Origin of the sequence: Kitasatospora sp. MY 5-36 (assembly GCF_001182915.1) — a bacterium.
Taxonomy (GTDB): domain Bacteria; phylum Actinomycetota; class Actinomycetes; order Streptomycetales; family Streptomycetaceae; genus Kitasatospora.
Map to the genome: position 1 here is coordinate 1 of NZ_LFVW01001215.1, position 1331 is coordinate 1331.

Sequence of the window (1331 nt, forward strand, 5' to 3'; positions counted from 1 at the left end):
GTGGCGGCGCGGTCGCCGGCCCGGATGGCCTTGATGGCGGCCGCGAGCAGGGTGTCGTCGGGGGCGGGCGGTCCGTCGGGGACGGGCACGGGGGCCGTCCGGGGCGGGGTGCGGCGGCTGTCCGGGCGGGTGATCAGCACGTCTCCCTCGGCGGACTCGGCGGCCGGGGCGTAGCCCATGGTGCGCAGGGCGGCGAGCAGGACGTCCGGGGCGGCCTGGGAGGCGAGGACGGTGGGGGCGAGCAGCCGCAGCCGCAGGTCGGCGGAGCGCCGGTCGGCGAGGACCTCGCCGAGCAGCGACGGGTCGTCGCAGCGCAGGTAGGAGGAGGCGGCGCCGACCCGCAGGACGCCGTGCCGGCGGGCGACGTCGTCGACCAGGTACGCGAGCGGCTGCGGGACGGGCGTACGGCTGTGCTGCTCCAGGAAGGCCCGCAGGTCGGTGGCGGTGCGGCCGGCGTCGAGGGCGCGGCGCACCGAGGCCGGGGTGAAGCGGTAGACGGTGGCGCCGCCCTTGGACTCGATGTCGGCGCACAGGGCGAGGGCCTGGGCGAGCGGGGTGAGCAGCGGGCCGGGGGCGATCGCGGTGAGGTCCGGCTGGAGGATCACGTGGTCCAGCGGCTGCGGGAGCAGCGGGGCGAGCACCTCGGCCGGGTCGGACTCGGCGGTGAGCAGGGCGCGGGCGGGGGCGGCCAGGGCGCCGCGGCCGGTGATGCCGAGGAGTTCGGCCTCGTCGAGGGTCCAGGCGGTGAGTTCGTCGCGCAGGTCGCGGCCGTCCGGGCCGACGGGGCCGCCGCGCAGCGGGCGCTGCCAGCGCAGGGCGGGGAGCAGCTCCTCGGCGGTGGCCGGGGTGCCGGGCGGCAGTTCGGCGAGCAGGGCGAGGGTGGCGCGGCGGACGGACGGGGCGAGGGTGCGGTCGAGTTCGGGGCCGAGGGCGGCGCGCGGCTTGCCCCGGCCGTCCGGGGTGCCGGTGAGGGCGGGGACGCGGGTGGCGGCGAGCCAGGCGCCGGCCAGGACGGACCAGCGCTCGGCGGTGTCCAGGTGCAGCCAGGTGTCGTACCCCGGGGTGGGGGCCCAGCGTTCGTCCACCTCGCCGTCGGGGGCCAGCAGGCCTGCGGTGTAGGCGAGTTCGAGCCAGAAGGCGGTCTGCTGCTCGGTGTTCTCCAGGGCCTGGGCGGTGCGCTTGAGGTCGCGGACGCCGAGGCCGCCGGCGCGCAGGGTCAGCGGCGGGGTGAGGCCCCAGCCGTCCAGCAGCTCCTCGACGGTCTTGACGGCGGTGTGCGCCTGGCCGGCCGCGGCGGCGTCCACGGCTTGCGGGTCGCGCGGGGCGGCGGC

1 protein-coding gene is annotated in these 1331 nt (G+C 79.0%); it reads right to left on the bottom strand.

The genetic code is table 11. The annotated features are described in order from the left end of the window. On the bottom strand, positions 1 to 1331 hold a 1331-nt coding region (locus AE652_RS41485), incomplete at both ends, for a helicase-associated domain-containing protein (protein ID WP_049661176.1).